Consider the following 26,123-nt stretch of genomic DNA (forward strand, 5'->3'; position numbering starts at 1 on the left):
CAGAAAACCCACTGCCCACCAGAGGCAGCACCTCAATAACCGTGAGGCCAACACCGTGATCAAGAGCTTGAACCACCTCCCGCATCCCCATGAAAGTGCGGTCGCCCTCGCCGGTCACTTTACCGACCTGGCGCCACCACTCAACGACCGGCAGGCGCACTTGGAGGCTTCGCGCTGCCTCTACTGCTACGACGCGCCCTGTGTGAATGCTTGCCCAAGTGAAATCGATATCCCGTCGTTCATCCGCAATATCCATGCGGACAACGTGCAAGGTGCCGCCCATAAAATACTCTCCGCGAACATACTGGGCGGCAGTTGTGCGCGGGTCTGTCCCACGGAAATTCTTTGCCAGCAGGCCTGCGTGCGCAACAACGATCATGAGTGCGCACCGGTACTGATCGGCCTGCTGCAACGCTACGCAGTCGACAACGCGCACTTCAGCACGCATCCATTCTCCCGTGCGGCGGCTACCGGCAAACGCATCGCAGTGGTGGGTGCCGGTCCCGCCGGGCTGTCCTGCGCCCACCGCAGTGCCATGCACGGCCACGACGTGGTGATCTTCGAGGCACGGGAAAAGGCCGGCGGCCTCAACGAGTACGGCATCGCCAAGTACAAACTGGTGGACGACTACGCCCAGAAAGAGCTGGATTTCCTCCTGCAAATCGGCGGCATCGAAATCCGTCACGGGCAAAAACTCGGCGAAAACCTGACCCTCAGTGAACTGCACCAGCAATTCGACGCGGTATTCCTCGGCATTGGCCTGAACGCCAGCAAGCAGCTGGGCCTGGCCCACGAAGATGCGCCGGGACTGCTCGCCGCCACCGACTACATCCGCGAACTGCGCCAGGCCGACGACCTGACCCAATTGCCCCTGGCTGATCGCTGTATCGTCCTCGGCGCCGGCAACACGGCCATCGACATGGCCGTGCAAATGGCCCGCCTCGGCGCCCGCGACGTCAACCTGGTGTACCGCCGGGGCGTCGAGGAAATGGGCGCCACGGGCCACGAGCAGGACATCGCCAAAGCCAATCAGGTGCGCCTGCTGACCTGGGCCCAACCGGAGCAAGTGTTGCTCGATGACCTGGGTAACGTGCGTGGCATGCGCTTCGCCCGCACCGTGCTGGTAGAAGATCGGCTGCAAACCACCGGTGAAACCTTCGAACTGGCAGCCGACGCGATTTTTAAAGCCATCGGCCAAGCCTTCGATACCGCTGCACTCGCCGACCCACTGGCCCGGGAATTGAAGCGCCAGGGCGAGCGCATCCAGGTCGATGAACAGCTGCGCACCAGCATTCCTGGCGTGTACGCGGGCGGCGATTGCACCAGCCTCGATCAGGACCTCACCGTGCAAGCGGTGCAACACGGCAAACTGGCCGCCGAGGCCATCCACACCCAACTCATGCTCAATGTGGAGGCTGCGTAAATGGCCGATCTCTCGATCAACTTCGCCGGTATCAAAGCCCCCAACCCCTTCTGGCTGGCTTCCGCACCGCCCACCGACAAGGCTTATAACGTAGTCCGCGCCTTCGAGGCTGGCTGGGGTGGCGTGGTCTGGAAAACCCTGGGCGAGGACCCGGCAGCAGTCAACGTGTCATCACGCTACTCGGCGCTGTTTGGCGCCAACCGGGAAGTCATGGGTTTCAATAACATCGAGCTGATTACCGACCGCTCCCTGGAAATCAACCTGCGGGAAATCACCCAGGTCAAAAAGGACTGGCCGGACCGCGCGCTGATCGTCTCGCTGATGGTGCCTTGCGTGGAAGAGTCGTGGAAATTCATTCTGCCGCTGGTGGAAGCGACCGGTGCTGACGGCATCGAACTCAACTTCGGCTGCCCCCATGGCATGCCCGAGCGCGGCATGGGCGCAGCGGTCGGCCAGGTGCCGGAGTACGTCGAACAGGTCACGCGCTGGTGCAAGACCTACTGCTCGCTGCCGGTGATCGTCAAGCTCACGCCCAACATCACCGACATTCGCGTCGCCGCCCGCGCCGCCCATCGCGGCGGTGCCGATGCGGTATCGCTGATCAATACCATCAACTCCATCACCAGCGTCAACCTCGAACGCATGGTCGCCAACCCGGTGGTCGGTAGCCAGAGTACCCACGGTGGTTACTGCGGTTCGGCAGTCAAGCCCATCGCCCTGAACATGGTCGCCGAGATCGCTCGCGACCCGCAGACACAGCGGCTACCCATCTCCGGCATCGGCGGCATTGGCACATGGCGCGATGCGGCGGAGTTCATCGCGCTCGGCAGCGGCACGGTGCAGGTGTGCACGGCAGCGATGCTGCATGGTTTCAGGATCGTCGAGGAGATGAAAGACGGCCTGTCACGCTGGATGGACAGTCAGGGCTACGCCAGCATCGCGGACTTTTCCGGGCGTGCGGTGGCTAATACAACGGACTGGAAGTACCTCGACATCAACTACCAGGTCATCGCCAAGATCGACCAGGAGGCCTGCATCGGCTGCGGCCGTTGCCACATCGCCTGCGAAGACACCTCGCACCAGGCGGTGGCCAGCCTCAAGCAGGCCGATGGCACGCACAAGTATCAAGTGATCGACGATGAATGTGTGGGCTGCAACTTGTGCCAGATCACCTGCCCGGTGCAGGACTGCATCGAGATGGTGCCGATCGACAGCGGCAAGCCGTTCCTGGACTGGAACCACGATCCGCGTAACCCCTACCATGTCGCGGTCTGACCTTTAAACAGTAGAAGATCGCAGCCTCGTTGCACTCGACAGATCCTACCCGGCCCCAGCGCCACCCCACTCCACCCCGGTAGGAGCTGTCGAGTGCAACGAGGCTGCGATCTTTTCAAGCGCACCACAGACCGACGACTCCCTGGCCAACACCCACTGATGTATGGGACATCTAGGGCTCCAACCCAATCCCGCGCAAAATCACACTCGTCACCGTCTGCACCGCCCGCTCAAACTGCATATCGGACAATGGCTGGTGATCATTGAGGATATTCACCTGATGATCAAAGTCGGCGTAGTGCTGGGTCGACGCCCAGATCATGTAGAGCAGGCTGGAGGGCTCCACCGGCAGGATGCGTTTGTCTTCCACCCACTGACGGATTTTCGCTTCCTTCATCTTGGCCCAGTCGTACAGGCTGGCGTCCAGTGCCTCACCCAGCGTCGGGGCACCGTGGATGATTTCGTTGGCCCAGACCTTGGAGCCGTACGGACGGCTGCGCGAATGTTGCATCTTGGCGCGGATGTAGCTGCTCAGGACCACGCGCGGGTCGTCGAACATTTCGAAGCACAGGGCATCCTGTTTCCACACTTCCAGCAGGTCGAACAGCACTGCACTGTAGAGTTCGCTCTTGGTGCTGAAGTAGTAATGCAGGTTGGAGCGCGGCAGTTGCACTTCGGCGGCAATGTCGGCCATGGCGGTGCTGCCGAAGCCTTTCTCGGCGAAGACCTTTTCAGCCCCCAGCAGAATCTTCTCGACGTTACTGCGACGGATCTCGATCTTGTGATTGCCCATGAGGGCTCCCTGACGACAGCGTTGCTCAAGACTAGCATCCGCTCTACTTCGCGGCGACAGGGCAAAACGAAACTTCGTCCCGGCGCGCCCTGGAAGGTAAACTGCACCTCTCTTCCAACCTGCCCCCAGAGGTATTCCATGATGACGCTCAAGAAAACCCTGACCACCGTCACCCTCCTCGGCTCGCTGTTCGCCACCTCGTCGGTGTTCGCTCATGCCCACCTGAAAAGCCAGAGCCCGGCCGCCGACAGCACGGTCAGCGCACCGGCCGAGTTGCGCCTGGTATTTTCCGAAGGTGTGGAAGCGACCTTTACCAAGGTGACCCTGAGCAAGGACGGCAGCAACGTACCGGTTAAAAGCCTGGCCACCGAAGGCAGTGACAAGAAAACCCTGGTGGTGACGCCGCAAGCGCCTTTGTCTGCAGGCTCTTACAAGGTCGAATGGCACGCGGTGTCCGTCGATACCCACAAAAGTGAAGGCGCGTACAGCTTCAAGGTTGGCCAGTAACTCATGACAAGCGCGATGGTGCTGTGCCGCTTTTTGCATTTCACCGTGGTGCTGATGCTGGTCGGGGCCTGGGTGTTCAGGCCCCTGCTGTTAGGGCGTGGCATTACCACGCTGGATCAGCCGCTGGCGCGGGTGAGCCGATGGCTGGCGGCGGTGGCGTTGGTGAGCGGCGTCTGCTGGTTGCTATTGATCACTGCCAGCATGGCTGGGGACTGGGCGGCCGCCCTTGATCTGCCGACCCTGCAACTGGTGATGGGCAACACTTTTTTCGGCCAGGTATGGCGCTGGCATCTGTTACTCAACGGGCTGGTACTGGCGTTGCTGTTCACACGCTGGCAGACCTCCCTGCTGCCGCGTCTGGTACTGGGTGGCTTGTTGCTGGCGACGCTCGCTCCCGTGGGCCATGGCGCCATGCTGGATGGCTTGAACGGCCAACTGCTGATCCTCAATCAGATCGTGCACCTGGTGTGCGTGGGCATCTGGCTGGGTGGCTTGATGCTGCTGGTGATGATCTTGCGCCAGGCATCAGTCCACCCGATCGGCGTCATTCTCCAGCGGTTCAGTGGTGTGGGTTACGCGCTGGTGGCGGGATTGGTGTTGACGGGGCTGATCAACGTGCGAGTACTGACGGGCCAGCTGTGGCCGACGCCATTGTGGTCGGGATTTGCCTTGATTCTGTTGATCAAGGTCGGGTTGGCGGCGGCGATGCTGGGCCTGGCGTTGTTCAATCGGCTGCGGGTCAATGATTGCGACCAGCGCATGGGGGCGCTGAAAACCAGCGTGATCATGGAGTGGCTATTAGGGATTGGCGCGGTGGCGGCAGTGTCGTTGCTGGGCACCATGCCACCGCTGGTGGCCGCCTGAACGAGATATCTGTGGGAGCAAAGCTTGCTCGCGATTGCGCAGTGCCAGGCCATTCAAATCGACTGGTAGATCGTGATCGCGAGCAAGCTTTGCTCCCACAGATGTTGTGTCAGCTTGCTCGCCACTGCGATGTTATGGGGCTGCGGCGTCGCCTGAAGCCGCCGTATCAATGCTCACCACCACCGACATCCCCGGCCGCAGCCGCTCGCTCTCGGCCTGATCTTCGTCCACGGTAATCCGCACCGGCACCCGCTGGGCGATCTTGACGAAGTTGCCGGTGGCGTTGTCGGCTTGCAGCAGCGCAAATTCAGAACCGGTACCGGGTGAGATCCGCTGCACCCGGCCCTTGAACTTGCGGTGGTCCAGTGCATCCACCGTGAACGTCACCGGCTGGCCGACCCGCACGTTGTTCATCTGGGTTTCCTTCATGTTGGCAATCACCCACAGCTGATGCGGTACCAGGGCCATCAGCTGCGCGCCGGAGTTGACATAAGCCCCCAGACGTACACCGATCTGCCCCAGCTGGCCGTCCCGGGGCGCAACGATTCGGGTATTGGAAAGGTCGATGCGCGCCAGTTGCACCGCGGCATCCGCGCTCGCCACTGCCGCTTCCAGTGAGCCTCGATTGACGATCACTGACTGCAGATCCTGGCGGGCGATCTCCAGATTGGCCTGGGCCTGGGCGACCGCGGCAATCGACTGCGCGTTCGCCGCCAGGCTCACATCCAGCTCGCGCCTGGACACCGAACCATCGCGAACCAACTCGTTATTACGGCGCAGGTCGGCGGCACTTTTGCGCGCCTGCGCCTGGCTGTCGGCGACTGCTGCCTGGCGCAGCTTGATGGTGGCCTCGGCGCTGTTGCGTTGCTGCACTACGTTAGCCAAGCCGGCTTTTTGCACCGCCAGTTGTGCCAGGGCTTGGTCCAGGCGCTGCTGGTAGATCCGGTCATCCAGGCGCACCAGCAAGTCGCCGGTCTTGACGAACTGGAAGTCCGACACCGGCACTTCATAAACGTAGCCGCTGAGCTGCGGACCGATGATGGTCACCTGGCCGCGCACCAATGCATTTTCCGTGGTCTCGATCGCGCTGCTGAACGGTGGCAACTGCCAGGCGTACAACACGATCAGCACACCCACCAGGGCGATCGCCGCAAAGCCCATCGATGAAAGCACTCGAACCCGTAGCGAGCGCGGCTCGGTGGCGGGCGTGGACGGTGGCGCGACGCCCTCGGGGGTGGCGGCAATGGCGTTGGTGGTCGTCGTGGTCGGTTCGGTCATGAAGGTGTGGCACCGCTGGTGGAGTCGGAAGGCGTTGGAGTGACGTTCTTTGTAGTGCTCATCAGCCACAGGGCGCGAATGGAGATCCAGATCATCGTCAGCACGGCGATCACTGCGATGAGCATGAACACGTCGTTATAGGCCAGCACATTGGCCTCGCGCGTAGCGGCCGTCGCCAGGCTGCGTATGCCCTGCAGATTGCGCAAGGCTGGATCGGCGATCACCGAACCCAGGGCATTGCTGCCGCTCTGGACCCGCGCAGCCACCAGCGGATCGGTCAACACCAGGTGTTCGACAATGTTACTGGAGTGAAATTTCTCGCGAACGATCTGAAAAGTGCCCAGCAACGCTGCACCGATCAAGCCGCCGAGGTTCTGGCAGATACCAAACAGCACCGAGAAGCTCACCAGGTTGCGTGGGTTGGTCAATACATTGCGCGTGCCCAGCACCATGGTCGGCCCGAGAAAAAACGTACTGCCGAATGCCAGCAGGAACTGGCTGAAATACAGGTTTTCCGGACGGGTCAGGTTATTCGAATGGCTGTCGATCACCGAACCGACAGCCATCAATGCCAGCGACACGATCAACGGGCTGAACAGGTGCTTGGGGTTGATGGTCAGCGCGCTGGTGACCAGCCCGGCAATGCTGCCGATCATCATCACCACATACAGGCTGTGCAGCTGCTGGGTGCTCATGTTCAGGGCTTGCATGAAGCCGACGGCGCCGGTGGACTGCTCCGAGGCCACCATGCGAATCAGCACCACCGCCAGGGCCAGGCGAATCATCACCCCGCTGCCCAGCCAGCGAGTCATCAGCATCGGGTTGCTGCGGTTATGCTCGATGGCAAGGCCGGTCATGATCAGCGCGATGGAACCCGCCGACGCCACGCCAATCCAGGGTGCTTCCAGCCACCAGTCGATACGCCCCAGCGAGAGCACCGCGCAGAGCAGTGCGACGCCGCTGGCCAGAATGGCGAACGTCAGGAAGTCGAGTTTTTCGAAAGTCTTGAAACGGTCCCCGGGGGGCAGTTTGAGCAGGAACACGCACCCCAGGGACAACAGCGCCATGCCCAGTTCGAACAGGTACAGGCCGCGCCATTCGGCGATCTGCAGCAAGTCTTCGGAAAACAGCCGGGCCAGGGGCAGAGCCAGCTGCGAAGTCCCAAGCCCGAGCACCAGCGCCTTCATGCGCCACTTCGCGGGGAACGCCTGGATCATGTAGTACAGCCCCAACGAACTCAACGCCGCCCCGACCATGCCGTGCGCCGCCCGTACTGCAATCGCCGAATTCAGGTCGTTGACGAACAAGTGGCCGAAGGTCACCAACGCGTAGAGCACCAGGAACACTTCGGTGAACGCGCGCAAGCCGAACTGCTGGCGAAACTTCACCAGCAGCAGGTTCATCGACACATTGGTCATCACGTACGCGGCCGGCAGCCAGGCCATCTCGGCGGTGGTCGCACCCAGCGCGCCCTGCAGATAAGGCAGGTTGGCAATCACCAGGGAGTTTCCCAACCCCCCGGTCAACGCCACCAGCAATCCGACCAGCGCATAGGCCAGGCGTTTGGGCGTGGAGTGCAGCGGCGTGGAAGGCGAACCGGGCAAGCTGGGCCGCTCGTGGGGCTGCCAGTTGCGCGGGGCGTAATGATCCATTCAGTGGCCTTGTGTCGGAGGTCGTGCCAGTTTGCCGTAAAACCTTGTTAGCCAACACCCATATCCTGTTGGTCTATCGCCCTCCCGGCCCTCAGAGGTCACGGCGCCCTCAAGCATGAAGTCATCGTATAACTTCCGATTGACAACCCGCTGACACCTCGCAAATAATCACCCATATGTTGTACGACGACGTATAACAACCATAAAAACAAAAATACAAAGGGAGCGTCACTGTGAGTCAACTCGTCCGCCATTCCTTCGCCTGCACCCCTCGCCCGACTTTTGCCCGCCGTCATACCCTCAGCCTGCTCAGCCTCGGCGGGATCGTTCTGGCCCTGCCCCTCGCCAGCCAGGCAGAAGGGTTTGTCGATGACAGCAAGGCGACGCTGAACCTGCGCAATGCGTACTTCAACCGCAACTACACCAACCCGGCCTATCCCCAGGGCAAGGCTGAGGAGTGGACGCAGAGCTTCATCCTCGACGCCAAGTCCGGATTTACCCAAGGCCCGGTCGGCTTTGGTGTGGATGTGCTCGGCATGTACTCGCAAAAGCTCGACGGAGGCAAAGGCACGGGTGGTACACAGTTGCTGCCGATTCACGATGACGGGCGCCCTGCCGACAATTTCGGGCGCATGGGCGTAGCGGTCAAGGGCAAGATTTCCAAGACCGAACTCAAGGTCGGCGAATGGATGCCGGTATTGCCCGTGCTGCGCTCGGACGATGGGCGCTCACTGCCGCAGACCTTCCGCGGTGGCCAGGTCACCTCCACCGAGATCAGCGGTTTGACGCTCTACGGCGGCCAGTTCCGCCAGAACAGCCCGCGCAACGATGCAAGCATGGAAGACATGTCCATGAATGGCCGCGCGGCGTTCACCTCGGACCGCTTCAACTTCGCAGGGGGTGAATACACCTTCAACGACAAGCGCACCCTGGTCGGCGTCTGGTATTCGGAACTCAGCGACATCTACCAGCAGCAGTACTTCAACCTCAGTCACAGCCAGCCGTTGGGCGACTGGACCCTGGGTGCCAACCTCGGCTTTTTTAACGGCAAGGAAGATGGCAGCGCCCTGGCCGGCGACATGGAAAACAAGACCACCTTTGCAATGCTCTCGGCCAAATATGGCGGCAACACCTTTTACGTCGGCCTGCAAAAGCTGACGGGCGACAGCGCCTGGATGCGTGTCAACGGCACCAGCGGCGGCACCCTGGCCAACGACAGCTACAACTCCAGCTATGACAACGCCAAGGAAAAATCCTGGCAGCTGCGTCATGACTACAACTTCGTCGCCCTGGGCATTCCTGGCCTGACCATGATGAACCGCTACATCAGCGGCGATAACGTGCACACCGGTGCCATCACCGACGGCAAGGAATGGGGCCGCGAGTCGGAACTGGCCTACACCGTGCAAAGCGGCGCGCTGAAAAATCTCAACGTGAAGTGGCGCAATGCGTCGATCCGCAAGGATTTCAGCACCAACGAATTTGACGAAAACCGGATTTTCATCAGCTACCCGCTTTCGTTGTTGTAATCCGCCCAGCAGCGAAGTGGTTTGAATACCTGCATCGACTTTCAACCTAAGTCGCGTTGACAAGAGCGGAAAACTCTACGGATACTTCTCTGCGTCGTACGACAACCTACAACAAATTAAATAATAACTGCTTGTCCAGGGACTCTCATGACTACTCACCCTACAGCTCCATTCAATCGCCTGCTGCTCACCGGCGCTGCGGGCGGCCTTGGCAAAGTGCTGCGCGAAAGCATGCGACCCTATGCCCATGTCATTCGTCTTTCGGATATCGCCGATATCAGCCCGGCGGTGGATGATCGCGAGGAGGTCGTCATCTGTGACCTCGCGGACAAGCAGGCCGTGGATAAGCTCGTCGAAGGCGTGGACGCCATCCTGCACTTCGGCGGGGTGTCGGTGGAGCGTCCGTTCGAAGAGATCCTAGGCGCCAATATCTGCGGCGTGTTTCACATCTACGAAGCGGCGCGCAAGCATGGCGTCAAGCGCGTGATTTTCGCCAGTTCCAACCACGTCATCGGCTTCTACCAGCAGGGCGAGATCCTCGATGCCCACTCCCCGCGCCGTCCGGACAGCTACTACGGCCTGTCCAAATCCTATGGCGAGGACATGGCGACGTTCTACTTCGATCGCTACGGCATCGAGACCGTCAGCATCCGGATCGGCTCTTCGCTCCCGGTCCCGCAAAACCGCCGGATGATGAGCACCTGGCTGAGCTTCGGTGACCTGACCCAGCTGCTCGAACGCGCACTCCATGCACCCAACGTGGGCCATACCGTGGTGTACGGCATGTCCGACAACAAGCAAGTCTGGTGGGACAACCGCTTGGCTGCGGGCCTTGGTTATGTGGCGCAAGACAGCTCCGAAGTGTTCCGCGACCAGGTCGAGGCCCAACCGATGCCTGCTGCCGATGATCCGGCGCGGGTCTACCAGGGTGGGGCATTCTGTGCCGCCGGCCCGTTCGGCGACTGAGCCGCGCAACAGTCCCCACAAAAATAACCAAGGGAATGAGTGGCCATGCACGCAGAACTGATTGTCGATGCCCGCAATGCGGTTGGAGAAAGCCCGGTGTGGGTCGCCGTGGAAAATGCTCTGTACTGGGTGGATATTCCCAACGGCGGCCTGCAACGCTGGAGCGCTGATACTGGCCACGTACACGCCTGGAAAACCCCGCAGATGCTGGCTTGCATCGCTCGTCAAAGCGATGGCAGCTGGGTCGCCGGGATGGAAAGCGGGTTCTTCCGGCTGCAACCGCACAGCGATGGCAGCCTGGACAGTGAGCCGCTGGCGCATGTCGACCACGCGCGAGCAGACATGCGCCTCAACGACGGGCGCTGTGATCGTCAGGGCCGCTTCTGGGCGGGCAGCATGGTGCTGAACATGGGCGCCAACGCCGCCAATGGCAGCCTTTACCGCTACAGCGCCGGGCAGACGGGGCCACTTGAAGCCAGGCTGGGCGGGTTCATCGTGCCCAATGGCCTGGGCTTCAGCCCGGATGGCCGCACCCTGTATCTCTCCGATTCACACCCACTGGTCCGGCAGATCTGGGCCTTCGACTATGACATCGACACGGGTACCCCAACCAACCGCCGACTGTTCGTCGACATGAACCAGTACGAAGGTCGTCCCGACGGTGCCGCGGTGGACGCCGAGGGTTGCTACTGGATCTGCGCCAATGATGCCGGGCTGATTCATCGCTTTACCCCCGATGGCCGCCTCGACCGATCGCTGGCGGTACCTGTGAAAAAACCGACGATGTGCGCCTTCGGTGGCAGTCGGCTCGACACGCTATTCGTGACGTCGATCCGCCCCGGTGACGACCAGGATCCACAGTCACTGGCCGGTGGCGTGTTCGCCCTCAACCCTGGCGTCCAGGGTTTGCCGGAACCGCTGTTCAATCACTCGCTGTAAACGCCCTTGCTGAATCTGCTGTGCCTTGAATAAAAAAAACAACAAGACTGGAGAATTGCCCCATGGACTTCAAACGCACCTTGCTCGCCGCTGCACTCCCCCTGGCCTTCACCCTCAGCAGTGCCGCCCAGGCACTGGAAATCAAATTCGCCGACATCCATCCGGCCGGTTACCCCACCGTCGTGGCCGAAGAGCAGCTGGGTAAAACCCTGGTGGCCGACAGTGACGGCAAGCTGACTTTCAAGATGTTTGCCGGCGGCGTACTCGGCTCGGAAAAGGAAGTGGTCGAACAGGCCCAGGTAGGCGCCATCCAGATGGCCCGGGTCAGCCTTGGCATCGTCGGTCCCGTGGTACCGGACGTGAACGTGTTCAACATGCCGTTCGTGTTCCGCGACCAGGCGCACATGCGCAAGGTCATCGACGGTGAGGTGGGCGACGAAATCCTCGCCAAGATCACCGATTCCGAATTCGGCCTGGTCGCCCTGGCCTGGATGGACGGCGGCACGCGCAACATCTACACCAAAAAACCGGTGCGCAGCCTTGAAGACCTCAAGGGCATGAAGATCCGCGTACAAGGCAACCCGATGTTCATCGAAACCATCAACGCCATGGGCGGCAACGGCATTGCGATGGACACCGGGGAGATCTTCAGCGCCCTGCAGACCGGGGTGATCGACGGCGCGGAAAACAACCCGCCCACCCTGCTCGAACACAACCACTACCAGAATGCCAAGTTCTACAGCCTCACCGGCCACCTGATCCTGCCGGAACCCATCGTGATGTCGAAAATCACCTGGGACAAGCTCACCCCCGACCAGCAAGTGCTGGTGAAGAAAACCGCCAAGGCCGCGCAGGCCCAGGAGCGCACCCTATGGGACGCGAAGTCCGCCAGCAGTGAGGAGAAACTCAAGGCGGCCGGCGTCGAGTTCATCACCGTCGACAAAAAACCTTTCTACGAGGCCACCGCGTCGATCCGCGAAAAATACGGCGCGCCCTATGCCGATCTGATCAAGCGTATCGAAGCGGTCCAATAACCCCTCCCAGGCACTCATGAAAGGCCGGCGCCGCTGACGTCTGTGTAGCCCAGCGCGCGCCCGGTTACGGTGAAACCCGATGAAGAATCTGCTGCTGCGCATCAATGACAAGATTTACATGACCTGCATCTGGGTCGCCGGGCTGTCGGTGCTGGCCATTGCCCTGATCATTCCCTGGGGCGTTTTCGCTCGTTATGTCCTCGGCACCGGCTCCAGTTGGCCGGAGCCCACCGCCATTTTGCTGATGATGGTCTTCACATTCATCGGCGCGGCGGCCAGTTATCGCGCCGGTGCGCACATGGCGGTGGCCATGGTGACCGACCGGATGACGCCCGAAGTACGCAGAGTCGTGGGGATCTTCTCGCAACTGCTGATGGCCACGGTCTGCCTGTTCATGACTGTCTGGGGCACCAAACTGTGCATGTCCACCTGGAACCAGTTCATGAGCGCCCTGCCGACGCTGCGCGTGGGCATTGCCTATATGCCGATCCCCGTGGGCGGTCTGCTCACGCTGATTTTTGTCCTGGAAAAACTCCTGCTCGGTGATCAGAGCAACCGTCGGGTCGTGCGTTTCGACCTGGTTGAAGAAAGCGAAGGTGCCGTATAAATGGACGCTCTGATTCTGCTGGGCAGTTTTCTCGCTTTGATCATGATCGGCATGCCGGTCGCCTATGCCTTGGGGCTCTCTGCGCTGATCGGCGCATGGTGGATCGACATTCCGTTTCAGGCGCTGATGATTCAAGTCGCCGGTGGTGTGAACAAATTCTCCCTGCTGGCGATTCCGTTCTTCGTGCTCGCGGGCGCGATCATGGCCGAGGGAGGCATGTCCCGCCGGTTGGTCGCCTTTGCCGGGGTGCTGGTGGGCTTCGTGCGCGGCGGCCTGTCGCTGGTCAACATCATGGCCTCGACATTCTTCGGGGCGATTTCCGGCTCCTCGGTGGCGGATACCGCGTCAGTGGGCTCTGTACTGATTCCGGAAATGGAGCGCAAGGGTTATCCACGGGAATTCGCCACGGCCGTGACCATCAGCGGGTCGGTCCAGGCCCTGTTGACGCCTCCCAGCCACAACTCGGTGATTTACTCACTGGCTGCCGGCGGCACGGTGTCGATTGCTTCGCTGTTCATGGCGGGTATCGTACCGGGGCTGTTGATGAGCGCCTGCCTGATGGTGCTCTGCCTGATCTTCGCGAAAAAGCGCAACTACCCCAAGGGCGAGGTCATTCCCCTCAAGCAGGCGCTGAAAATATGCGGCGAAGCGATGTGGGGTTTGATGGCGATGGTCATCATCCTCGGCGGCATTCTGTCCGGTATTTTCACCGCCACGGAGTCTGCGGCCATCGCCGTGCTCTGGGCGTTTTTCGTGACCATGTTCATCTATCGCGACTACAAATGGAGTGAGCTGCCGAAACTGATGCACCGCACGGTCCGGACCATTTCCATCGTGATGATCCTGATCGGTTTCGCCGCCAGCTTCGGCTACATCATGACGCTGATGCAGATTCCGGCAAAGATCACCACCATGTTCCTGACCCTGTCAGACAACCGCTACGTGATCCTGATGTGCATCAACGTCATGCTGCTGATTCTCGGCGCGGTGATGGACATGGCGCCCTTGATCCTGATCCTGACACCCATCCTGCTGCCGGTGATTCTTGGCATAGGCGTCGACCCGGTGCACTTCGGCATGATCATGCTGGTGAACCTGGGCATAGGATTGATCACGCCGCCCGTAGGCGCGGTACTGTTTGTGGGGTCTGCCGTGGGTAAAGTCACTATCGAAAAAACCGTGATCGCACTGCTGCCTTTTTATGCCGTGCTGTTCCTGGTGCTGATCGCGGTGACTTACGTTCCTGCACTGTCGCTGTGGTTGCCGCATCTGGTGTTGTAAAAGGCCAATGCAGCTACTGCAGGAGCTGCCGTAGGAGCTGCCGAGTGCAACGAGGCTGCGATCTTTTGATCTTGTTTTTTACAGCCAAGATCGCAGCCTTCGGCAGCTCCTACGGGGATCTCGGTGTTTTTCAGATAGGTTAACGGCTATGGCGCCAACACTGCTCGAACTCGAAGACGAACTCACCCACCTGACCCTCGCCCCCGCACTCGGCGGCAGCATCGTCAACTGGACCGTACGCAGTACCGGCCAGCCATTGCTGCGGTACAACGATGCGCAGGCATTGAACACAGGCCTGCCGGGCAAGCTCGGCTGCTTCCCGCTGGTGCCCTGGTCCAACCGGATCGCCGAAGGCGGTTTCGACTGCCCCGATGGCTGGCTTGCCCTGGCGCCCAACAGCCTCACCGACCCGCTACCCATCCACGGCAGTGCCTGGCAACAGCCGTGGCAGGTCGTTTCCCACACGCAGGATGAAGTGGTGCTGCAACTGGACTGCAGCATCCCCTTCGCCTATCGCGCCCGGCAACGCTTTCACTTGAGCGAGGGCCGCTTGAGTATCGAGGTGCAGGTTACGCATCTGGCCGAGCATGCCGCGTGGCATGGGCTGGGACTGCATCCTTATCTGCCGCGCACCGCCGGCACCCGTCTGCAGGCAACTGCCCGACAGGTCTGGATGTGCGACGCGTCCAGACTGCCTACCCGACTTGATTCGATCCCCGACCGATGGGATTTTCAGCAACTGCAAGCGCTGCCGGACACCCTGGTCGACAACGGTTTCTGCCAATGGGACGGCCACTGCCTGATCCAGCAACCGGACCTGGGCTACGAACTGCAGTGCGAGGCCAGCGGCAGCGATTACTACCTGCTGTATTGCCCGGTTGACTTGGGATTCTTCTGTATCGAACCGGTAAGCCATCCGGTCAATGCCCATCACCTGCCCGGGCGGCCGGGCTTGCGCCTGCTGGCACAAGGTCAGTCTGCCGAGCTGGGTTTCAGCCTGCAATATCGCGCGCTGCCCTACCCCAGCAACTGACTGAGCACCGCGCGCAACTTGCCAGGCTTCACCGGTTTGTTCAGCAGCGGTGCATCCAGGCGCCGCAATGAGCGACGGCATTGATCGGTGCGATCGGCGGTGATGATGACAGCAGGAATTGCCTGGGCAAAATGCTCGCGCAAGTGCCTGACCACTTCACAGCCCACCACCCCGTGGTCCAGGTGATAGTCGGCCAGGATCAGCTCCGGCGCCCGCCCGGCCAGTGCGCTCAACGCCGAGGCCTGGTCGGTGGCCGTCACCACCTCGCAGCCCCACTGCCCAAGCAGCGCCCGCATGCTGTCAAGGATGCTGACTTCATTGTCCAGCACCAGCAAACGACGCCCCGGCAACGGATTACCGGTGCCCGGCTGCGGCGCCGCGAGGCTGATCGGCAGCGGCACTTCCCGGGACATGGGCACCTCGATGCTGAATCTGGAACCACGCCCCGGCAGCGAATGAACCTGCACGCGGTACTCGAGAATCTTGGCGATGCGCTCGACAATCGCCAGCCCCAACCCGACGCCCTTGCGATCGGCAGCGCGGCCGACATCCAGCTGGTTGAACTCGAGGAAAATCGAATCCAGGCGGTCCGGGTCAATCCCGCGCCCGGTGTCCCACACCTCCAGGCGCAGCATCTCGCCCCGGCGTCGGGCCGCCAGCAGGATGCTGCCCTGGTCGGTATAGCGGCAGGCATTGCTGAGAAAATTGCGCAGGATGCGCGTCATCAGGCGCAAGTCGGTGCTGATCGCGTAGTCGCCCATGTGCACGCGCAGGTGCAGGCCGTCGGCCTCGGCGACGGACTGGAACTCGGATACCAGGGGCCCAAGCAACTCGTCGAGGCGATACAGCGCGATGTCCGGTTTGACGGCGGCCTGGTCGAGCCGTGAAATGTCCAGCAGGTCCGTGAGCAGGTCTTCGGCGCCTTCCAGTGCCTGATGGGTACGCTCCACCAGGACCTGCTCGATGTCGGGCAACTTGCGCTCGCGCAAGGTCGAGATAAGCAGGCGCGCGGCGTTGAGCGGTTGCAGCAGGTCATGGCTGGCGGCGGCGAGGTACTTGTCCTTGCTGCGATTGGCGGCCTCGGCGGCGTCCCGGGCCTCGAGCAGTTCGTCGGTGCGCGCGTTGACCCGCTGCTCCAGTTCGTCGTTGAGCTGTTGCAGGCGCTCCTGGGCCAGTTTGCGCTCGGTGATGTCGGTCACAAAACCTTCCACCAGGCCTTCCTGATCAGGCTTGAGCAACAGGTTCATCAACACATCGAGGCTGCTGCCGTCATTGCGCCGCAATTGGGTTTCGTAGCCGTGCAAGCTGCCCTGGTGCCTGAGGATCTCGCCGATATTGGCCAGCTCCTGCGCACCGCCGACGAACAGGTTGCTCGCCAGGTCCGCCAGGGAAAACAACACGTCCTGCGGGTCCTGGTAGCCGAGCATCCGCGCCAGCGCCGGATTGGCCGCACGCATGCCTTCGAGCAGGCTGGCCTGGAAGATCCCCTGCACGGCATTTTCAAAGAGCCATTTGTAGCGATTGCGTTCGGCTTCCAGCTCTTCCAGGCGCGCGGCCAGCTCCGGGTAGTGGCTTTTGCGCGCCGAGTGGCTGCCTAATCCCAGCAGCCCGGCGAGCGCCCGTTGCTGCTCGTCAGAGGGCTTCGCCATAGACGACCTCGACATCACGCTGACTGGACTCGCGAGGGTTGGTGAGGATGCACGGGTCGTCCATGGCGTGCTGCGAGAGAAACGGAATGTCCGCGGTGCGCACGCCGTGCAGGCCGAGGGTTTCATGGAAGCCGATCGCGTGTTTGAGCGCGATCAGATGTTCCACCAGGCGCCCGCAGATCTGCCGGTGATTGAGGCCACGGCAGTCGATGCCAAAGGTCTCGGCGATGACCTTGAAACGCTCCGGCGCCGAGTTGTAGTTGAACGCCACCACGTGTTCCACCAGTACCGCATTGCACAGGCCATGGGGCAAGTCGAGGAAACCGCCAAGGCTGTGGGACATCGCATGCACCGCACCGAGGATCGCGTTGGAAAACGCCAGCCCGGCCTGCATGCTGCCGAGCATGATTTTCTCGCGCAGGGCAATGTCCGTGGGGTTGGCGATCATCTGTACCAGGTTGCCGTTGATCAGGCGCATGGCTTCCAGCGCATGGGGATCGGTCAAGGGCCCGTGACCGGTCGACACGAAAGCCTCAATCGCGTGCACCAAGGCATCGATTCCGGTACAGGCCGACAGGAACGGGTCCATGCTCAAGGTGGTTTCCGGGTCGATCAGCGACACGTCCGGCACCACCGCCTTGCTGACGATGGAGAACTTCATGCGCTCCTGCTGGTTGGAGATGATCACGAATTGCGAAACATCCGCCGAGGTGCCGGCGGTCGTGGGGATCAGGATCAGCGGCGGGCTCGGCACGCGAATGGTGTCCACCCCTTCGAACTCGAGGATGTTGCGGCCATGGGCGACGACGATGCCGATGCCCTTGCCGCAATCCATCGGGCTGCCGCCGCCCACGGCGACGATCACATCGCAGTGGTTTTCCCGGTACAGCTCGGCACCGAGCATGACTTCTTCGACCCGGGGATTGGGCGACACGTCGCTGTAGAGAAAGTAGTCGATGCCCTGGGCCTGCAGGCTGGCCTCGACATCGGCCACCCACCCGGCGGCAATCACCCCGGGGTCACTGACCACCAGGACCTTGCGCGCACCAAAAGTCTTGGCATAGTTGCCGACGTTATGCCGGCAACCGGCACCGAAGATGATTTCAGGTGAAACGAATTTACGCAGCTGGCTGAGACTTTGGCTCATTGGAAAGCCTGTGTTTTTATTGTTTTGGAAGGTAAAGCCACACTACCCCATCCGGCGGTGAATGCAATCAGACCAATGGGTAGCTAAAGGCTGAAATGACAACAGATTCCTTGTGGGAGCCGGCTTGCCGGCGATGAGGCCCTGAAGCCTTGCGTAGATTGTGCGCACGCCATCGTCGGCAAGCCGGCTCCTACGGGGGCGTGTGCATGGTTGTTATCCGCGGTAGATCAGGCGCGAGGCTTTTTCGTTGCGCAGCGTCAGGTGCTCCATGCCCAGCCCGGGCGCATCGGCCTCGTCCCGGGCCTTGAGGATGACGCCGTGGTGCGCCGACTTGCTGCACACCGGGTCGGCATTCTCGGCATCGCCGGTCAGCATGAACGCCTGGCACCGACACCCCCCCAGGTCCTTGTGCTTTTCATCGCAGGAGCGGCAAGGCTCCTTCATCCAGTCGTCGCCACGAAAACGGTTGAAGCCGAACGAGTCGGTCCAGATGTGCTCGATGCTGTGCTCGCGCACATTGGGGAAGGCTACCGGGAGCTGCCTGGCGCTGTGGCATGGCAGTGCGGTGCCGTCCGGAGTGATGTCGAGAAACAGGTTGGCCCAGCCGTTCATGCAGGTCTTGGGGCGTTCTTCATAGTAATCCGGGGTGACGAAGATCAGCTTGCAGGGATGCCCTTCGGCCTCGAGACGCTCGCGGTACTGATTGGTAATGCGCTCGGCGCGCTGCAACTGCTCACGGGTGGGCAACAGGCCGACCCGGTTGAGCTCGGCCCAGCCGTAGAACTGGCAGGTCGCCAACTCGACGAAATCCGCTTCCAGCTCCAGGCACAGCTCGATGATGCGGTCGATCTGGTCGATGTTGTGCCGATGGGTGACAAAATTCAGCACCATCGGATAACCCTGGGCCTTCACCGCCCGGGCCATGGCCAGCTTCTGCGCGAAGGCCTTGCGGGAGCCGGCGAGCATGTTGTTGACCGCCTCGTCGGCCGCTTGAAAACTGATCTGGATGTGGTCCAGCCCGGCAACCTTGAAGTCGCGCACCTTCTGCTCGGTCAGGCCGATGCCCGAGGTGATCAGGTTGGTGTAATAACCCATGTCCCGCGCGGCCTTGATCAACTCGGCCAGGTCTTGCCTCACCAGCGGCTCGCCTCCGGAAAAGCCGAGCTGCGCCGCACCCATCTCCCGCGCTTCGCGAAATACGCGAATCCATTCCTCGGTGCTCAGCTCCGCCCCCTGCTGGGCAAAATCCAGCGGATTGGAGCAATAGGGGCACTGCAGCGGACAACGATAGGTCAGCTCCGCCAGCAGCCACAGCGGTGGACCGGGTTGCGGTTTGCTCCCGTTCACAGGTCAATCCCCCGATGCCAGACGTTCTGCGTGGTCACGCTATGGTAAGGCGGGCGCTGCAGTTCATAGGCCATGCTCATGGCGTCGAGCATGCTCCACAATACATCAAGCTTGAATTGCAGGATTTCCAGCATGCGTTGCTGGCCCTCCAGGGTGACGTAGTGCGCCAGGGTAATGCGCAGGCCGTGCTCGACATCCCGACGCGCCTGGCCCAGGCGGGTGCGAAAGTAGTCGTAGCCGGCGCTGTCGATCCATGGGTAATGGCTCGGCCAGGCCTCGAGACGTGATTGGTGGATCTGCGGCGCGAACAGCTCGGTCAGGGAGCTGCTGGCTGCTTCCTGCCAGCAGGCACGCCGGGCAAAATTGACGTAGGCGTCCACGGCAAAACGTACGCCGGGCAGCACCAGTTCCTGGGAGAGAATCTGTTCGCGATCGAGCCCTACGGCTTCACCCAGACGCAGCCAGGCTTCGATGCCGCCTTCGCTGCCAGGCACGCCGTCGTGGTCGAGGATGCGTTGCAGCCATTCACGCCGCACTTCGCGATCGGGGCAGTTGGCGAGGATCGCGGCGTCTTTCAGGGGGATGTTCACCTGATAGTAGAACCTATTGGCGACCCAGCCCTGGATCTGTTCGCGGGTAGCTCGACCGGCATACATGGCTTGGTGGAAGGGGTGGTGGATGTGGTAATAAGCGCCTTTGGCTTGCAGGGCGGCGGTGAATTCGGTGGGGGTCATTGGGGTGTCGGTCATTGGGATCATCCTGGAAGCTGTGTGGTATCTGGCTTGCCCGCGATGGGGCCATTGGCTACAGCACAATGTCCATGCCATCAAAAGCCACCTCAATCCCTCGCCGCTCCAGCAACGCCCGTTCCGCCGAGTCCTCATCGAGGATCGGGTTGGTGTTGTTGATATGGATCAGCACCTTGCGCTGGCGGGGAAAGCCTTCCAGCACTTCCAGCATGCCGCCAGGCCCGCTCTGGGCCAGGTGGCCCATGTCGCTGCCCAGGCTCTGGCCGACCTCACACACGCGCATTTCGTCGTCGCGCCACAACGTGCCATCGAGCAACAGGCAATCGGCGCGTTGCATCCAGCCCAGCACCTCAGCGTCGATCTGCCCGAGCCCCGGGGCGTAGAACAGCGACGCGCCGCTTTGCAGGTCTTCGATAAACAGGCCAATGGTGTCGCCGGGCTGCGGATTGCCGCGGTTGGGCGAGTACGGTGGTGCGTTACTGACCAGCGGGATCGCCCGCAGCCGCAGGTGTTTGCAGGCCGGGATCTGAAAGGGTTCGCGGTCCAGGCCGAGCGTTCGCCACTGCAGGCCGCCGTTCCAGTGCTTGAGCATGCCGAACAGGGGGAAGCCGCTGCTGAGGTCTTCGTGGACCCGGCCGGTGCAATACACGGAATGCGGGCAGCCTTCGCGCAGGCTCAACAGGCCGGTGCAGTGGTCGATCTGGCTGTCCATCAGCACCACGGCGGTGATCGCCGTGTCGCGCAGTTGTCGAGCCGGTTGCAGCGGCGCGAAGCTTTCCAGCTGCGCGCGGATATCCGGTGAAGCATTGCACAGCACCCAGTCCACCCCGTTGTCGCTCAGGGCAATCGAGGACTGCGTTCGCCGCTGCGCCCGCAGGGTGCCGTTGCGCACTCCGGCGCATTGCCGGCAGTTGCAGTTCCACTGCGGAAAACCGCCACCAGCAGCCGAACCAAGAACACGGATGTGCATGAGCAATGCTCCAGAAGGCAGGCCCGGCCAACACGACGGCTGGCCGGGTGAACAATCAACGGTTGGCGAAATACATCGTCACTTCGAAGCCAATGCGCAGATCGGTAAACGCGGGTTTATGCCACATGGGTCAATCCTCTTCTTGTGCCGGGCAATTCCGGTAAAGCCATTAATGCACGGGGCGGGAGGTGACCGAATGCTACTTTCGAAGGAGTTGGCGGGGTGCGTTGGTAGGGGGTGTTGCGCGGCGGTTCGATTGCAAAAACCTGTAGGAGCGAGCTTGCTCGCGATTGACGCAAGAACAACGCTGGGTATCAGGTTCCCAGCGTTATCGTTGGCGACCATCGCGATCAAGCTCGCTCCTACAGGTGGGCGCGGTGTTTTTGGGGGTTAGAAGAACCCCAGCGGATTGATGTCGTAGCTCACCAGCAGGTTCTTGGTCTGCTGGTAGTGGTCGAGCATCATCTTGTGATTTTCGCGGCCCACCCCGGACTTCTTGTAACCGCCGAACGCGGCATGCGCCGGGTACAGGTGGTAGCAGTTGGTCCACACACGGCCGGCCTTGATCGCCCGGCCCATGCGGTAGGCACGGTTGATGTCGCGGGTCCACAGGCCGGCACCGAGGCCGAATTCGCTGTCGTTGGCGATCGCCAGCGCTTCGGCTTCGTCCTTGAAGGTGGTGATACCCACCACCGGACCGAAGATTTCTTCCTGGAACACCCGCATCTTGTTGTGGCCCTTGAGCAGGGTCGGCTGGATGTAGTAACCCGTCGACAGGTCGCCTTCAAGGCGCTCGGCGGCGCCGCCGGTGAGCAGCTCCGCGCCCTCCTCCTGGGCAATTTTGAGGTACGAGAGAATCTTGTCGTACTGCTGCTCGGACGCCTGGGCGCCGACCATGGTCTCGGTGTCCAGCGGATTGCCGCGCTTGATCTTGACGATCTTCTTCATCACCTCGGCCATGAACGGCTCGTAGATCGATTCCTGGACCAGCGCCCGGGATGGGCAGGTGCAGACTTCGCCCTGGTTGAAGAACGCCAGCACCAGGCCTTCGGCGGCTTTTTCGATGAACTGCGGCTCCGCGTTCATGATGTCTTCGAAGAAGATGTTCGGCGACTTGCCGCCCAGTTCCACGGTGCTTGGAATGATGTTCTCGGCGGCGCAGTGCATGATGTGTGCGCCCACCGGAGTGGACCCGGTAAACGCGATCTTGGCGATGCGCTTGCTGGTGGCCAGGGCCTCACCGGCTTCGCGGCCGAAACCCTGGACGATGTTCAGCACACCCGCTGGCAGCAGATCGGCGATCAGTTCGGCGAACACCATGATCGACAGTGGCGTTTGCTCGGCCGGCTTGAGCACCACGCAGTTGCCGGCAGCCAGGGCCGGAGCGAGTTTCCAGGCGGCCATAAGCAATGGAAAATTCCACGGGATGATCTGTCCGACCACGCCCAAAGGCTCGTGGAAATGATAAGCGGTGGTCAGTTCGTTGATCTCGGCGGCGCCGCCTTCCTGCGCACGGATGCACCCGGCGAAATAGCGAAAGTGGTCGGCGGCCAGCGGTACGTCGGCATTGAGGGTTTCACGCACGGCCTTGCCGTTGTCCCAGGTTTCGGTAACGGCGAGGATTTCCAGATTCTGCTCGATGCGGTCGGCGATTTTCAGCAGGACCAGCGAACGGTCCTGCGCCGAGGTCTTGCCCCAGGCATCCGCCGCAGCGTGGGCCGCGTCGAGGGCCTTGTCGATATCGGCGGCGCTGGAGCGCGGAAATTCGGCGATCACTTCACCGGTGACCGGCGAGGTGTTGGTGAAGTACTCGCCATTGACCGGGGCAACGAACTCGCCGCCAATGAAATTGCCGTAGCGCGGCTTGAAGGAAACGACGGCGCCGGGTGTTCCGGGTTGTGCGTAGATCATGGTGGGCCTCTGTCTGGGTCGATGCCTGTCGTGCAAACAGGCGATGAACCGATAGTAGAGAGCCCCAGGTGCCAGACGAATGCGCCGTTGGCAGGGGGGCTCTCGTTATTTGGTAGTAGGTTTGCCCACAAATCCCAATGGGGTGGAAATCTCTGTGGGATGTGGTGAACCTGGATTAGTGCTTAGCCACCAGGTCCTTCGGCAATTTGAAGGTCCAGAGCATGCCGCCCTGGTTAAAGTCCTTGATGCGCTTGGCCACTTCGCCGCCCCACAACGGCACCGCGCCACCCCAGCCGGACAGCACCGAGACGTACTGCTCGCCGTCCATTTCCCAGGTCACAGGTGAGCCGAGCACACCGGAGCCGGTCTGGAATTCCCAGACCTTCTCGCCGGTCCTGGCATTGAATGCCTGCAGGAACCCCTCCGGCGTGCCGGTGAATACCAGATTGCCTTTGGTGGTCAGCACCCCGCCCCACAGTGGCGCGAAGTTCTTGTGACGCCAGACTTCCTTGCCGGTTTTCGGGTCGATGGCGCGCAGCACGCCGATGTAGTCTTCGTTCAGTGGCTTGATGGTGAAACCGGCACCGAGGAAGGCCGCGCCTTTTTTGTAGGCGATGCCTTCGTTCCAGATGTCCATGCCCCACTCGTTAGACGGCACGTAGAACAGGCCGGTGTCTTTGCTGTAGGCCATCGGCATCCAGTTTTTCGCGCCGAGGAACGCCGGGGCGACGAACACCGAACTGCCTTTGGCTTCGGTGCCCGGTGCACCCGGTCGGCTGGCTTCGTTGTAGATCGGCCGACCGTCCTTATCCAGCCCGGTGGCCCAGGTGATCTTGTCCACGAACGGGAAACCGCGGATGAATTTGCCGTTGGTGCGGTCCAGCACGTAAAAGAAACCGTTGCGGTCAGCAGTGGCGGCAGCCTTGATTTCCTTGCCGCCCTCGGTGTAATTGAACGAAATCAGCTCGTTCACGCCATCGTAGTCCCAGCCATCGTGGGGCGTGCTCTGGAAATGCCATTTGATGGTGCCGTCGTCCGGGTTGAGCGCCAGGCGCGAGGACGAGTACAGGTTGTCGCCAGGACGCAGGTGCGAGTTCCACGGTGCCGGGTTACCTGTACCGAACAGCAGCAGGTTGGTTTCCGGGTCGTAGTAGCCACCCAGCCACGGCGCTGCGCCACCGGTCTTCCACAGGTCGCCCGGCCAGGTTTTGCCCGCCTCGCCGCCGGAAATGCCGTTTTCTACGGCCTTGCCATCCTTGTAGACGTAACCCATATGACCTTCGACCGTAGGGCGAGTCCACAGCAGATCACCGTTCTTCGGGTCGTAGGCTTCGATCTTGCCGACCACGCCGAATTCGCCACCGGCCACTCCGGTGATCAGTTTGCCGTTGATGACCATGGGCGCGGCGCTGATCGAGTAGCCTTCCTTGTGATCGGCGACCTTCTTGCTCCAGACCACTTTGCCGGTGTCCTTGTTCAGCGCCACCAGCTTGGCGTCCAGGGTGCCAAAGAACACCAGGTCGCCATACAGCGCGACGCCGCGGTTGATCACGTCGCAGCAGGGCCGGATATCGTCGGGCAGGCGTGCGTCGTACTGCCAGAGTTTCTTGCCGGTGCGCGCATCCACCGCGAACACCCGCGAGTAGGAACCGGTCATGTACATCACGCCGTCCTTGATCATCGGCTGCGCTTGCTGGCCACGCTGTTTCTCGCCACCGAAGGAGAAGGCCCACACTGGCCGCAAATCCTTGATGTTGTCGACGTTGAGCGTATCGAGCGGACTGTAGCGTTGACCCTGCACGCCCAGACCGTTGGTGACGATCTGCCCCGGGTTCGTGGGGTCCTGGAGAATCTCCTGGTCGGTGACGGCCGCCAGCGCCTGGCCGGACAGCAGCATGGCGCTGAGCAACAGGCTCAAGACGAAGGGTTGGCGACGTGCGGGTTGGGTCATGACGGCTGCCTCTGCGGTTTTTTGTTATACCCGGGAAAATTTCCCGGTCTGGTGCAGATTCTTGGTCGCCGGGGCCCTGGCAACAATTGCCCGCAGTGTGGAGATTTGTAGTTCCTTAGTACGGGGTCGTAGCGCGTAACCCATGTGGGAGCGAGCCTGCTCGCGATGGACGGGAGAACGCCGCTGGGTGTCAGGTTCCAGGGTTATCGTTGGCGACCATCGCGAGCAGGCTCGCTGCCACAGAAGGTCAGGTGGTGAGTGGTATTCAGTTGTCGGGGGTGGAATCCACTCGGGTCATTTGGGCGCGCTCGTAGCGGGGAAACAGATGACTGACGCTGCGAATCAGCTCATATCGACTCAGGTTGATTGTGGCGAATCGCTCGGGAATGGGGCTGCGGATCATCTCCGCCATGTCGCTGCCATTGGCCGCGCCGTCGCGCATCAGCTGGTCGAGCCACCCCAGGTAGTCGCGCATCTGTTCGAAGGGCCTGGCGTCAGTTGCCAGCGGGCCATGGCCGGGCACGATCAGCGTCCAGGGCAGGCCTTCAAGCGTGGCGATGTCGGCCAGCCACACCGCCAGCCCAGGGCTGTTGGGCGTGGTCAGTGCCCGTTGATAAAACACCAGGTCCCCGGCAAACAACACGCCGGTTTTCTGGTCGAGAATAGCCAGATCCGCGCCGGTGTGCCCACCCAGGCTCAGCACGCGTAAATCGTGATTCCCAAAACTGTGCACACCCGGCTCCAGTGTCCGGGTTGGCAATATGACTTCGGTGCCACGCATCCAGTCGCCCACCAGCCGGTACATATTCTCGGCCATGGCATCACCCTGCTGACGCAACAACTGCGTAGTCCCCGCCAGCGCGGCAATCGGCACGTCGGTAAAGGCCTGGTTGCCGAGCACATGGTCGGGATGGTGATGAGTCAACAGCACCTCGATCACCGGCTTGTCGGTCGTCGCCGCAATCGCCTGGCGCATCGCTTCGCCATAACGCTTCGAGGGCCCGGTATCGATCACCACCACGCCGCGCTCGGTGACAATGAAGGCGGTGTTGACGATGTTGCCGCCGTTGCCCTTGGCGAAGTTGTCGGTGCTGCCTTCCAGCAACCAGGTGTCCTGGGCAATGAGCCTGGGCTTGAGCGAGTACTCGAGGTCGGCCAGGGCCGGTAGGCTCATGCCGATGAACAACAACAGCATCCAGCGCATCAGGCGCTCCTTGG

At 61.6% G+C, this 26,123-nt stretch carries 23 protein-coding genes; 11 read left to right on the forward strand and 12 right to left on the reverse strand.

The features are described from left to right. Nucleotides 1–55 precede the first annotated feature (55 nt). Both IMW75_RS12105 and preA read left to right on the forward strand, forming a co-directional pair. A complete protein-coding gene (locus tag IMW75_RS12105) occupies nt 56–1,423 on the forward strand; it encodes an FAD-dependent oxidoreductase (RefSeq protein ID WP_205892733.1) in 1,368 nt (455 codons plus the stop codon). Continuing rightward, entirely contained in the window at nt 1,424–2,698 is a 1,275-nt protein-coding gene (preA, locus tag IMW75_RS12110) for an NAD-dependent dihydropyrimidine dehydrogenase subunit PreA (protein WP_205892734.1), read from the forward strand. It abuts the gene before it with no gap. 172 nt (nt 2,699–2,870) lie between these two features. Here preA and IMW75_RS12115 read toward each other — a convergent pair whose 3' ends face one another. Then, the gene (locus IMW75_RS12115; protein WP_122839627.1) at nt 2,871–3,491 is read right to left on the reverse strand and encodes a TetR/AcrR family transcriptional regulator; all 621 of its coding nucleotides are present in this window, start codon (nt 3,489–3,491) and stop codon (nt 2,871–2,873) included. Nucleotides 3,492–3,632: 141 nt separating this feature from the next. Here IMW75_RS12115 and copC point away from each other — a divergent pair, with 141 nt between their 5' ends. Both copC and copD read left to right on the forward strand, forming a co-directional pair. Continuing rightward, nucleotides 3,633–3,998: a copper homeostasis periplasmic binding protein CopC gene (gene copC, locus IMW75_RS12120; protein WP_205892757.1), complete on the forward strand. Its 366-nt coding sequence runs from the start codon at nt 3,633–3,635 to the stop codon at nt 3,996–3,998. 3 nt (nt 3,999–4,001) lie between these two features. Continuing rightward, nucleotides 4,002–4,862, forward strand: a complete 861-nt coding sequence (copD, locus tag IMW75_RS12125; protein ID WP_205892735.1) for a copper homeostasis membrane protein CopD — start codon at nt 4,002–4,004, stop codon at nt 4,860–4,862. A 132-nt stretch (nt 4,863–4,994) separates the two neighbouring features. Here copD and IMW75_RS12130 read toward each other — a convergent pair whose 3' ends face one another. Together IMW75_RS12130 and IMW75_RS12135 are read right to left on the reverse strand one after the other, a co-directional pair. Beyond that, nucleotides 4,995–6,140 (reverse strand): HlyD family secretion protein, encoded by a 1,146-nt coding sequence (locus IMW75_RS12130; protein WP_205892736.1) that lies wholly within the window; start codon nt 6,138–6,140, stop codon nt 4,995–4,997. Then, the gene (locus tag IMW75_RS12135; protein ID WP_045060462.1) at nt 6,137–7,792 is read right to left on the reverse strand and encodes an MFS transporter; all 1,656 of its coding nucleotides are present in this window, start codon (nt 7,790–7,792) and stop codon (nt 6,137–6,139) included. The genes IMW75_RS12130 and IMW75_RS12135 overlap by 4 nt, the downstream gene beginning before the upstream one ends. Before the next feature lie 233 nt (nt 7,793–8,025). Here IMW75_RS12135 and IMW75_RS12140 point away from each other — a divergent pair, with 233 nt between their 5' ends. The 7 genes from IMW75_RS12140 to IMW75_RS12170 all read left to right on the forward strand — a co-directional run bounded on the left by IMW75_RS12140 (nt 8,026) and on the right by IMW75_RS12170 (nt 15,181). Next, nucleotides 8,026–9,321 (forward strand): OprD family porin, encoded by a 1,296-nt coding sequence (locus tag IMW75_RS12140; RefSeq protein WP_045060461.1) that lies wholly within the window; start codon nt 8,026–8,028, stop codon nt 9,319–9,321. Nucleotides 9,322–9,468: 147 nt separating this feature from the next. Further along, complete coding sequence (locus tag IMW75_RS12145) at nt 9,469–10,287, forward strand: NAD-dependent epimerase/dehydratase family protein (protein ID WP_205892737.1); 819 nt, start codon at nt 9,469–9,471, stop codon at nt 10,285–10,287. 45 nt (nt 10,288–10,332) lie between these two features. Continuing rightward, complete coding sequence (locus IMW75_RS12150) at nt 10,333–11,226, forward strand: SMP-30/gluconolactonase/LRE family protein (RefSeq protein WP_205892738.1); 894 nt, start codon at nt 10,333–10,335, stop codon at nt 11,224–11,226. Between the two features lie 62 nt (nt 11,227–11,288). After that, the gene (locus IMW75_RS12155) at nt 11,289–12,260 is read left to right on the forward strand and encodes a TRAP transporter substrate-binding protein (protein ID WP_045060458.1); all 972 of its coding nucleotides are present in this window, start codon (nt 11,289–11,291) and stop codon (nt 12,258–12,260) included. 79 nt (nt 12,261–12,339) lie between these two features. Beyond that, nucleotides 12,340–12,867: a TRAP transporter small permease gene (locus tag IMW75_RS12160; protein WP_205892739.1), complete on the forward strand. Its 528-nt coding sequence runs from the start codon at nt 12,340–12,342 to the stop codon at nt 12,865–12,867. Further along, complete coding sequence (locus IMW75_RS12165) at nt 12,868–14,148, forward strand: TRAP transporter large permease (protein WP_045060456.1); 1,281 nt, start codon at nt 12,868–12,870, stop codon at nt 14,146–14,148. It begins immediately after the preceding gene. 148 nt (nt 14,149–14,296) lie between these two features. Then, nucleotides 14,297–15,181, forward strand: coding sequence for an aldose 1-epimerase (locus tag IMW75_RS12170; RefSeq protein ID WP_205892740.1), 885 nt, complete (start codon nt 14,297–14,299; stop codon nt 15,179–15,181). Here IMW75_RS12170 and IMW75_RS12175 read toward each other — a convergent pair. From IMW75_RS12175 to IMW75_RS12215, 9 genes are all read right to left on the reverse strand, one after another. Further along, on the reverse strand, nt 15,166–16,830 hold the full coding sequence (locus IMW75_RS12175; RefSeq protein WP_205892741.1) for a PAS domain-containing hybrid sensor histidine kinase/response regulator: 1,665 nt from the start codon (nt 16,828–16,830) through the stop codon (nt 15,166–15,168). The two genes, IMW75_RS12170 and IMW75_RS12175, sit on opposite strands and share 16 nt — an antisense overlap. Continuing rightward, nucleotides 16,814–17,977: an alcohol dehydrogenase-like regulatory protein ErcA gene (gene ercA, locus IMW75_RS12180; protein ID WP_045060453.1), complete on the reverse strand. Its 1,164-nt coding sequence runs from the start codon at nt 17,975–17,977 to the stop codon at nt 16,814–16,816. The genes IMW75_RS12175 and ercA overlap by 17 nt, the downstream gene beginning before the upstream one ends. Nucleotides 17,978–18,190: 213 nt before the next feature. Continuing rightward, nucleotides 18,191–19,324: a pyrroloquinoline quinone biosynthesis protein PqqE gene (gene pqqE, locus IMW75_RS12185; RefSeq protein ID WP_205892742.1), complete on the reverse strand. Its 1,134-nt coding sequence runs from the start codon at nt 19,322–19,324 to the stop codon at nt 18,191–18,193. After that, nucleotides 19,321–20,073, reverse strand: coding sequence for a pyrroloquinoline-quinone synthase PqqC (gene pqqC, locus IMW75_RS12190; RefSeq protein WP_205892743.1), 753 nt, complete (start codon nt 20,071–20,073; stop codon nt 19,321–19,323). The genes pqqE and pqqC overlap by 4 nt, the downstream gene beginning before the upstream one ends. A gap of 55 nt (nt 20,074–20,128) precedes the next feature. Further along, nucleotides 20,129–21,043, reverse strand: coding sequence for a pyrroloquinoline quinone biosynthesis protein PqqB (pqqB, locus tag IMW75_RS12195; protein ID WP_205892744.1), 915 nt, complete (start codon nt 21,041–21,043; stop codon nt 20,129–20,131). 55 nt (nt 21,044–21,098) lie between these two features. Continuing rightward, nucleotides 21,099–21,170, reverse strand: coding sequence for a pyrroloquinoline quinone precursor peptide PqqA (gene pqqA, locus IMW75_RS12200; RefSeq protein ID WP_081499480.1), 72 nt, complete (start codon nt 21,168–21,170; stop codon nt 21,099–21,101). Between the two features lie 263 nt (nt 21,171–21,433). Further along, the gene (gene exaC, locus IMW75_RS12205) at nt 21,434–22,954 is read right to left on the reverse strand and encodes an acetaldehyde dehydrogenase ExaC (protein WP_045060449.1); all 1,521 of its coding nucleotides are present in this window, start codon (nt 22,952–22,954) and stop codon (nt 21,434–21,436) included. Nucleotides 22,955–23,129: 175 nt separating this feature from the next. After that, nucleotides 23,130–24,905: a PQQ-dependent methanol/ethanol family dehydrogenase gene (locus IMW75_RS12210; protein WP_045060448.1), complete on the reverse strand. Its 1,776-nt coding sequence runs from the start codon at nt 24,903–24,905 to the stop codon at nt 23,130–23,132. Between the two features lie 265 nt (nt 24,906–25,170). Further along, a complete protein-coding gene (locus IMW75_RS12215) occupies nt 25,171–26,109 on the reverse strand; it encodes a quinoprotein relay system zinc metallohydrolase 1 (RefSeq protein ID WP_205892745.1) in 939 nt (312 codons plus the stop codon). Nucleotides 26,110–26,123 lie beyond the last annotated feature (14 nt).

The sequence above is a fragment of the Pseudomonas gregormendelii genome, assembly GCF_017114825.1.
Classification (GTDB): domain Bacteria; phylum Pseudomonadota; class Gammaproteobacteria; order Pseudomonadales; family Pseudomonadaceae; genus Aquipseudomonas; species Aquipseudomonas gregormendelii.

What these genes read in the sequence shown, in the direction of transcription:
- preA (WP_205892734.1), top strand. Translation starts at nt 1,424, where the DNA reads ATGGCCGATCTCTCGATCAACTTCGCCGGTATCAAAGCCCCCAACCCC.
- IMW75_RS12115 (WP_122839627.1), bottom strand. Translation starts at nt 3,491, where the DNA reads ATGGGCAATCACAAGATCGAGATCCGTCGCAGTAACGTCGAGAAGATT.
- copC (WP_205892757.1), top strand. Translation starts at nt 3,633, where the DNA reads ATGACGCTCAAGAAAACCCTGACCACCGTCACCCTCCTCGGCTCGCTG.
- copD (WP_205892735.1), top strand. Translation starts at nt 4,002, where the DNA reads ATGACAAGCGCGATGGTGCTGTGCCGCTTTTTGCATTTCACCGTGGTG.
- IMW75_RS12130 (WP_205892736.1), bottom strand. Translation starts at nt 6,140, where the DNA reads ATGACCGAACCGACCACGACGACCACCAACGCCATTGCCGCCACCCCC.
- IMW75_RS12135 (WP_045060462.1), bottom strand. Translation starts at nt 7,792, where the DNA reads ATGGATCATTACGCCCCGCGCAACTGGCAGCCCCACGAGCGGCCCAGC.
- IMW75_RS12145 (WP_205892737.1), top strand. Translation starts at nt 9,469, where the DNA reads ATGACTACTCACCCTACAGCTCCATTCAATCGCCTGCTGCTCACCGGC.
- IMW75_RS12150 (WP_205892738.1), top strand. Translation starts at nt 10,333, where the DNA reads ATGCACGCAGAACTGATTGTCGATGCCCGCAATGCGGTTGGAGAAAGC.
- IMW75_RS12155 (WP_045060458.1), top strand. Translation starts at nt 11,289, where the DNA reads ATGGACTTCAAACGCACCTTGCTCGCCGCTGCACTCCCCCTGGCCTTC.
- IMW75_RS12160 (WP_205892739.1), top strand. Translation starts at nt 12,340, where the DNA reads ATGAAGAATCTGCTGCTGCGCATCAATGACAAGATTTACATGACCTGC.
- IMW75_RS12165 (WP_045060456.1), top strand. Translation starts at nt 12,868, where the DNA reads ATGGACGCTCTGATTCTGCTGGGCAGTTTTCTCGCTTTGATCATGATC.
- IMW75_RS12170 (WP_205892740.1), top strand. Translation starts at nt 14,297, where the DNA reads ATGGCGCCAACACTGCTCGAACTCGAAGACGAACTCACCCACCTGACC.
- IMW75_RS12175 (WP_205892741.1), bottom strand. Translation starts at nt 16,830, where the DNA reads ATGGCGAAGCCCTCTGACGAGCAGCAACGGGCGCTCGCCGGGCTGCTG.
- ercA (WP_045060453.1), bottom strand. Translation starts at nt 17,977, where the DNA reads ATGAGCCAAAGTCTCAGCCAGCTGCGTAAATTCGTTTCACCTGAAATC.
- pqqC (WP_205892743.1), bottom strand. Translation starts at nt 20,073, where the DNA reads ATGACCGACACCCCAATGACCCCCACCGAATTCACCGCCGCCCTGCAA.
- pqqB (WP_205892744.1), bottom strand. Translation starts at nt 21,043, where the DNA reads ATGCACATCCGTGTTCTTGGTTCGGCTGCTGGTGGCGGTTTTCCGCAG.
- exaC (WP_045060449.1), bottom strand. Translation starts at nt 22,954, where the DNA reads ATGATCTACGCACAACCCGGAACACCCGGCGCCGTCGTTTCCTTCAAG.
- IMW75_RS12210 (WP_045060448.1), bottom strand. Translation starts at nt 24,905, where the DNA reads ATGACCCAACCCGCACGTCGCCAACCCTTCGTCTTGAGCCTGTTGCTC.
- IMW75_RS12215 (WP_205892745.1), bottom strand. Translation starts at nt 26,109, where the DNA reads ATGCGCTGGATGCTGTTGTTGTTCATCGGCATGAGCCTACCGGCCCTG.